4 protein-coding genes and 2 pseudogenes are annotated in these 8,115 nt (G+C 36.2%); 5 read left to right on the top strand and 1 reads right to left on the bottom strand.

The genetic code is table 11. From position 1 onward, the window contains the following. Nucleotides 1-215 (bottom strand): annotated as a pseudogene (locus HCUR_RS02435) (hypothetical protein); the annotation flags it as partial. Nucleotides 216-1,240: 1,025 nt separating this feature from the next. On the opposite strand from HCUR_RS02435, the gene HCUR_RS02430 reads away from it, so the two are divergent. From HCUR_RS02430 to lpxB, 5 genes and pseudogenes are all read left to right on the top strand, one after another. Next, a complete protein-coding gene (locus HCUR_RS02430; RefSeq protein ID WP_104206587.1) occupies nucleotides 1,241-2,590 on the top strand; it encodes a hypothetical protein in 1,350 nt (449 codons plus the stop codon). Between the two features lie 1,637 nt (nucleotides 2,591-4,227). Next, a pseudogene (locus HCUR_RS10110) lies at nucleotides 4,228-4,972 on the top strand (IS5 family transposase). 271 nt (nucleotides 4,973-5,243) lie between these two features. Beyond that, complete coding sequence (locus HCUR_RS02420) at nucleotides 5,244-6,323, top strand: Rossmann-fold NAD(P)-binding domain-containing protein (RefSeq protein WP_104206586.1); 1,080 nt, start codon at nucleotides 5,244-5,246, stop codon at nucleotides 6,321-6,323. Between the two features lie 29 nt (nucleotides 6,324-6,352). Beyond that, a complete protein-coding gene (locus HCUR_RS02415; RefSeq protein ID WP_104206585.1) occupies nucleotides 6,353-6,757 on the top strand; it encodes a proton-translocating transhydrogenase family protein in 405 nt (134 codons plus the stop codon). Between the two features lie 12 nt (nucleotides 6,758-6,769). Next, complete coding sequence (lpxB, locus tag HCUR_RS02410) at nucleotides 6,770-7,936, top strand: lipid-A-disaccharide synthase (protein WP_104206584.1); 1,167 nt, start codon at nucleotides 6,770-6,772, stop codon at nucleotides 7,934-7,936. Nucleotides 7,937-8,115 lie beyond the last annotated feature (179 nt).

Genomic DNA, 8,115 nt, shown 5'->3' with positions numbered 1-8,115 from the left:
TCTTTTGGCGAACACCGCCCATTCTGGGGTTCTGAAATTTCAATTGTCTTGTTAAGAAGATTTTCCATAAACTCTAGCATGGTTTTTCCATATCCGGCATCGACGAAACCGTTTTTGAGTGTCGGATACTTTACAAAGCCTCTTAAAAAACATTGCACCCCCCTACTGTGGCTAGCGTCATGAACAGTACCGTGCACTATGCCTTGTGTATCCACAACACTATGGCGTTTAGGTTCGTTTATTTTTTTTCTCCGTCAATGTCGCGTTGTTCGCAAGCCCCGGTAGTTTTGACACTGTGTGAATCAATTCTGCAATAGCTCGGGTCTTCACTGCAACCAGCCTTGATCCACCTTATCTTGACAAACGCGCTCAGTACTTTTTTCCATATTCCTTTGATCCTGCATCTTTAATAAAACCAATATACAGTAGAGTATGGCGAAAAATCTTCAGGACACATTCGCTATTGGCAGCCGCTCTTTATTATGGAAAACACTCTATTAACACGCTCTTTCTTTTGGTGTTTACTTCTATTACTATACTTGCCTCATTCAAAATGATCCTTAATGAGCAGTTATTTGTGATCTGTTAAATCCCTTGGATTACTCATTTTTATTACTTGCGTCACTAACTCCCTCCGTTTATCCATGAACACAGGGTCTAACAGTATCTATCATCTCTACTTTTCTCCGTTTAAGTTTCTTGATGAACGCATTTTTTACATAAGGTTCAAATCAATCAGCATTCCGTGTTTCTTCAAAGACTAACAATCTCCTCTTTTGGTTGCACAGTCCAAACGGGATGAATATGCGAATCATTTTTTTCAGAGTACCTTGTGTCTTGTACACGCTGTTCTTTCACTTTCATTAGGATTCTTGAACCCTTAGCCGCCCTATTGCCCAGAAACTCTTACACAGTGTTCCACGGGGTAATCTCTGTTTGGAGGGATAAATTTTTTTCTTTCTTCTATTTTTTTTACGACATACTTTTTTTATATTTTTTTATTTATCTAGTTTTTTCTTTGATTCATTGATTAAATTTTTGATTTTTACGTATGAATTTTTTATTTATTTTGTTACGCTTATTTTTTATTTCTATGGAGTAGTACTATTTATATTACCTATTTATGGTATTGCTTTTGAATACTGTTATCAATAGCTTAATCAAAATATATTTATCTTTAACAAAATTTTATTATTTTATAATTTATACTATGAAAGTAAAATAAAAATAATAAAGAAATATGAAAAAAAAAATAATTAAGTTTCTTATGCTGGGAGTGCTGCTCAGTATAGGTGGACAATTAAAAGCAGAAGAAAATGAAACAAACAAACACGCGCAAATAAATTTTGACTCGCTCGTTAAGGAATCTGTACAGTACATAAGAGGAAATTTTAAAGATTTTTTACAAAATTCACAAGATGATTTTAATAAAAAGAATAAAACATTTACATCAAAATTACAAATGAATTATAAGAAAATGAGCGAGAACGATCAAAAAGATTTCCAAGAAGGTCTTAAACAAGTGCACAACTTTATGGAAACATTATTTCACGCAATAACGCCAAAAGTGAAGAAGATTACGTTGGATGGGAAAACACTTTTACTAAAAGATAAAGAGAACTTTGAGTTTAAAGATCCGGAAAATGATATTCCGCACCTTAAGGAAATATTCAAACAATTTGAAGAGGGTATAGAACATGCTTTGAATTGGAGAACACTAAAAAAGTTTTGGCAAGAATATAAAACAAACACTATAAAGGATATTAAAGCGGAGTATAAGGCGTTAAGTAACTATGTAGAAGAACAGTTTAAATTCCGTCTTGGTTTACGGATTCAATTTTTAGAAGCGTTACTTGAGGCAATAGGTATCAAAAAAGAGACAACATTTAATCCAGATGTTCCTGCAGCACAACGTACAATAGAAGAGCAAAAGAAAATAGATTTCGACTCACTCGTTAAAAAATTTACACACTACATAACATTTTCTTTTACAGAATTCTTGAACTTTTCGCAAGATAAATTTAACAACAAAAATAAAGAAATGGCATCAGCACTAAAAGTGCAATATGAAAACGTAGACCAGGAGTATAGAAAAAAACTCAATGACGGTCTTAAACGGGTCCACGATTTCATGGAAGAGTTATTTAAGTCAATAACGCCAAAAATAAAATTTAAAAATCCGGATGAGACAACACGTGAACTAAAAGATAAAGGAGCCTTTTCACTTGAAGATAGACAAAATGATGTTCCGCACCTTAAGAAAGCATTTGAATTGTTTAATACGGGTATAAACCGTATTTTGAGTGCGCAAAAAACAGAGGAAAAAGAAGAGATTATAAAGAATATTCAAGAGCAGTATAGAGCGTTAAGTAACTATGTAGAAGAACAGTTTAAATTCCGTCTTGGTTTGCAGACTGAATTTGTAGGAAAATTACTTGAAGAAATGGGTGTTAAAAAAGAGAAAAACTTTACTCTAGCTGCGCCTATATTCAGGAAAATAAAGATTATACCAAAATCCTTAAACCAATCTCAGAAAGACGCTCTATTTAGCACCGCTATATTTGGTGGTCCAGGGGAAAACGATCACTAAAGTTAAACATCACTCTTACAGGGCACTCCCTTAACTCGCCTCCAAACATCAAATTTACAAGTGATGAAAATGGACATAGGATAGGAATACCCTGAATCGCACCGAATATACGACCTGAGTAGGTGCGTACAAACACACTCTTCACAAAAATATAGTATAGTAAATTACCTTGAATGAGGTGCATAGCAGGATAAAAAATGTCCACAAGCCCATAAAATAACGCTTCAAGAAAAACAAGGTATATATTCTCGAAATAAAAAAGAAAGCAACTACCATGCTAGAAAACGTTTAGGGTAGAAACGCGTAGACTAATTCAAAGATAAAATTATTTGTCAACGATAATGAGAATACTAGATTTCAGGCTATCGGGCTGAGTGTGTTATAGGAAAAGGATGTTGCCGTAGCAGTATTCAAGAAGCAAGAATTAAGCGACAAAAAATCTTTTTCTTTTGGGAGACAGAAGAGGAAAAGCGAAATGGATGTCTAGAAGTCATAAAAAAAATACCGCAGTAAAGTCTTGTATATAGTAATTTAGCTTGAATATAAAATTTTAAAAAATTAAAGTAAGGCTTTATATCATTTCGCACAGTAAGTAATGGTAGGGTGAATCCATCGTTTCATAGTAGCCTAAAATGTCTCAATGGGGGGTTATGTCGGACGAATGTGGCGGTAAAACACTCACCCAAAGTCAACAAATTTAATCAATTCTTTTGTCTTATAAGCGTTATAAAATGAAGCATGCTCCATAATCAGGTCAGGTTTTAGTGCTTTGATTCAACACTGTTTTTCCCAATGATTAAAAAAATCCGGAATTATAAGAATCATTAAAACCATGGGTTCTAGGGATTGATTATTTACTAAATTCGCTATATTAATGATTCTTTTGTAATCGTTACCACACTTTTTACTAACCAGTTTTCTTACTTTTTTTACGCCAAACTCTGTCTTTAAAAATTGTCATCTCTATACCACTCTATACAAACGTTGATTATTTCTTAATAGTTATTTCTCTTTTTTTCATACGCTTCTCAGAGGTAAAGATTTTTTATCCCTAAAGCCTCCCTTTTTAAGCTTTATTTTCATTATTTTCAACATAAAGTTTCAGCGAATTTGGATTTATTTTTTCTGTGCTGCCTAAGCGTGCTTTAGGCTTGATGACTCATTCTTTTTTCTAGCGTATCCAATTTTTACTTACTCTAACTTTTTACTTACTCTATTTTTACCTACGATAACTATTTTACGTTCGTTTTGTGAGTATTACTCAAATTTATGTATTCTGTTATACTTTTTTTAACTCTAAGCTGTATTATCTTCTTACCATCTCGATGGTATTTTTGTTATTTTTTTACAATTATAACACATGTAATCCCATTTTTAAGCTAAATTACTATAGTATATCTGGCTTAGTAAATAATTAATTTATAGCACTCATAGAGTCTAACAGATCTTATAGTACGACTCTTTTTAATTATGGACAAGAATCAAAGCGCTAACACTCCGCCTAATTATGAATCATGCTTCATGCTATATACCACAAAAGACAAAAATTTTATACACTCCAAAAAAAAGTAGAGTGTGTCGACATTTATAATGAGCTATTGTAAGATTAAGGGGTTTAGTTAAAAGAAGAAGTAAGATTGCAAGGAATACGAGACGACCAATGGGAAGGAATAAAAAAAAGTTTGCCTGGGAAAGAAGGGGATTCAGGACGCACTGGTAACGCGATAACCGAAAATTTATCAATGCCGTGATGTGGATTGCCCGCAAGAGTTTAGTGTGGCGTGCCTTGCCAGAATCTTACGGGGAAATACTCGAAGGTTCACAAACGGTTGATAAGATGGTCCAAAGACAGTGTGTGGCAAATGATTTTTAATACTCTTGCAGCCAATGCTGATACGGAATAGATCACGAGTGATTCCACAATGATTCACGACCATCAACACACCCCGGACCCCAGAAAAAATACAATAATGGTACACAAAAGCAAGCGCTGAGACGCTCAACAGGCGGTTTTAGCACGAAAAATCCATACTTTCATGGGATGCTCTAGGCAACCCTATCAGATTCATTCTATCGCCTAGTTAGTGCGCTGACTATACCAAAGTTCTTGATTTAATGGAGAATTTTGACTTTAAAACGCTATTGATGGATAAAGACTAGGATACCGATGACATTGTCCATTAAATCGTCATCCCCCCACGATTCATGCGAAAAATTTAGTTGAGCAAAATGTTCAACAAGTTAACCCATTTCAGACGCGTTGCACCCAGATATGACACACTTGCACACGCTTTTCTTTCCTTCGTTCATTCTGCTGCATCACTTAATAATCCTAAAGTAAACTTAAATGTCAACATGCCTTATTCTATCCAACCCCATTGAAAAGAAATAGGCTCATGTCAAACCCATACGTAGAACAATTAATTACTTTATTGATGCCTTATTTGCAATTCATTTTCGTAATATTTTTATGATGATTTAGATATATTAGTGCTTTTCTTGGATGTATCAAAGCGAGCATTGCTTCAAAATCAGATCAGTGTATAGCTCTTTTCTTAATACTTTTTCTACCTAAATTTCAAACCCAATACAACACGTATGGACAAACGTTTTGATTACTCTTATAAATATAATAAAACGCTTTAAAAAATTCATGAAAATTATTGTCCCTGCCAATAGTGTGGTTGAAGATACACGCATTGTCTTAGCTCCAGAACATTTACCTGCGTTAACAGCACTAGGGTTTGAGGTTTGGTTTGAATCCTGCACCGCACCTTTTCCTTTATCTGAATATCAACAGAAAGGAGGAAAATGGACGTCAGATCGGGAAGCCCTATGTCACAATGCAGCATTGGTCTTATCTTTGGGGCCCCTAGAGGAAGAAATTTTAAAGCGCTTACCACAACATACTCGTATCATTGGGTTATTAAGAGGGGCACAAGAGAAAGAACGCTACAAAGCCTATAGTCTTGAAGCTTATGCTTTGGAGCTATTACCTCGAATTTCAAGAGCTCAATTTATAGATGTACTTTCTTCTCAAGCTGCACTTATGGGTTATTGGGCCATTATGCAGATAGCAGTGCATATATCTAAAATTCTTCCCATGATGACTACCGCTGCTGGAACACTTCCTCCTGCCCATGTATTGGTATTAGGAGCAGGAGTAGCAGGACTTCAAGCCATCGGAATGGGGCGACGCCTGGGGGCAAAGATTAGTGCCTGTGATGTGCGTTCTGAAGTAAAAGAACAGGTTGAGAGCTTGGGCGGAAAATTTCTTCACCTTCCAGGAGTTGAGAACGCTGAAGGCACCGGAGGTTATGCACGATCTTTGACTCCTCAAGAACAGGAAGCTCAACAAGCGTTTTTAAAGTCACTCCTCCCTTCTTACGATGCGGTTATATGTAGTGCCTTAGTGCCAGGATCCAATGCTCCAATATTATTAACCCAAGAAATGCTCGCTCTGTGCCGTCCCGGTACTGTTATTGTGGATCTTGCAACACATTTGGGACATAGAGGAAATTGCACCTTTACAGAGCCGGGTAAAATAATTAAAATAAAAGAAATCACTGCGCTGGGCGCTTTTTACCCATTAAGTGACTTATCTCGTTCTGCCAGCACATTATACGGACGAAACATACTAGCTTTGATAAATTTACTGTGGAATTCTAAAATGAACTGTTGGATAAGACCTCAAGATGATCCGTTGTTGGAGGCCATGTGTATTACAAAATAGTGCACATCTCATAAAGGGAAATAAAGAGCATGGATTTTTTACTTATACTCATGATGGGTGTTGCGTTAGGATACTACACTGTATGTCGGGTTCCCAGTGTTTTTCATGCGCCCTTAATGAGTTTAACCAATGGAGTATCCAGTATATGTATTCTTGTTATATTGGAAAAAGGAACAGAAATGGTACCGAAAAGTCTAGAGGGATTTTGGATTTTAGTATGTGCAACGGTGATGATCTTATGTTTAAATATCGTTGGAGGGTTTGATATTACTCAAAGAATGATTAGCTTTTTTTATCCTGCTGGCCCTCAAGAGACTTTTCTTTCTACGCTGAAAAAGTGGGGTGTGTTTTTTGCAAGTGGTGTATGTGCTTTTTTGATGGTTGGCTTAGGAGCAGTGATGATAGAAAAACTACGAATATATGTTTCTGTTTAGAAAAAAGTAAAAATGCCTGCTTCATCTAACCCTTTATTATGGATTATTGTGGGTGAACCCTCTGGAGATGCCCTCGCAAGCGTTATATTAACGGCTTTGAAGGATAAATATCCTAATATTATTTGTCAAGGAGTTGCAGGTCCTTTGACAGAGCACGCAGGAGAATTTGTTTCATTATTTCCGTATACAGATCTATGCCACATGGGAGTAGGCTCTGTATTAAGAAACAGCGTTTCCTTGATGAGACGCTATCGACAAACCATAGATGTTATGCACCATCAGCGTCCGAATCTTTTACTTACTATTGATTGTCCAGATTTTTCTCTTCGAGTAAGCCAAGCAGTCTCTGCCTTAACGCAACGCGTTCATTGTGTAGCACCTTCGGTATGGGCTTGGCGAAAGCGCCGTGCACAGACTTTGAGAAAAAAAACTGACTATTTATTACATTTATTTGAATTTGAAAGACATTTTTTTCCTCAGATTCCCTGTTTTTGGGTGGGACACCCTTTGGCAGATCAAGAACCACCCAACCAAACTCTCTTTTGGCTTAGCTATCCTGAGTTATCTTCTCTTTATCCTTTAGTGTGTATATTACCGGGAAGCAGGGTTCAAGAAATTCAGCGATGTTGGCCCATTTTTAAACAAAGCGTAGAAACACTGAAGCAAAACGAAAAAAATCTTCAGGCGGTTGTGGTAACGCTTCCTGAGCATGTCAAAATATTTAAACAGGAAGGGTATATAACAGTGACCAATCCTTTACTAAAAAATTCTGTATTTGCTAATGCTAGTGCAGCTTTAGCATGCTCTGGGACGGTAACATTAGAATTAGCTCTTCACAAAACTCCGATGGTGATTGGGTATAAAGTAAGCCCCTTTTTAGCATGGATGTTACGCAGGTTAGTAACAACACCCTATGCGGGGCTGGTAAATATTTTAGCCCAAGAAATGGTGGCTCCAGAATATTTACAAAACAACTTTACTTCACAAAACATAACTAAAGCCCTAAAATCTTTGTTATACACCTCTCCAGAAATAAATTCTTGTCATTATTTTGAAAAAATATGGTCAAATGTTAAAACTCCTCAGGGCTTTGCCGCTACCAGTGCGCAGGTCTTAGCGCGAATATTAGGCATCGTTGAGAATGCTTCTTATAGGAAAGAATTAGAAACAGTCACGTAAAACCATTTTTTTTAACCTATTGAGCACTATTTTAGTGAAAGCGAGTGGAATAAACGCTTTGGCTGATGAAGTAAACCTTTTATAATCTTTGGATTGCCTTCTAAAATGATCTAACCAAGAAAATGAAGGTTCTATAAGCTACTGCCATTACTGGACCGCAACCCCCTTAGTGTGCTCTG

The sequence above is a fragment of the Holospora curviuscula genome, assembly GCF_002930195.1.
Taxonomy (GTDB): Bacteria; Pseudomonadota; Alphaproteobacteria; order Holosporales; family Holosporaceae; genus Holospora; species Holospora curviuscula.
This window is presented reverse-complemented; position numbering and strand designations above follow the sequence as displayed.

Coding starts and splice junctions, on each gene's coding strand:
- HCUR_RS02430 (WP_104206587.1), top strand. CDS start 1,241: ATGAAAAAAAAAATAATTAAGTTTCTTATGCTGGGAGTGCTGCTCAGT.
- HCUR_RS02420 (WP_104206586.1), top strand. CDS start 5,244: ATGAAAATTATTGTCCCTGCCAATAGTGTGGTTGAAGATACACGCATT.
- HCUR_RS02415 (WP_104206585.1), top strand. CDS start 6,353: ATGGATTTTTTACTTATACTCATGATGGGTGTTGCGTTAGGATACTAC.
- lpxB (WP_104206584.1), top strand. CDS start 6,770: ATGCCTGCTTCATCTAACCCTTTATTATGGATTATTGTGGGTGAACCC.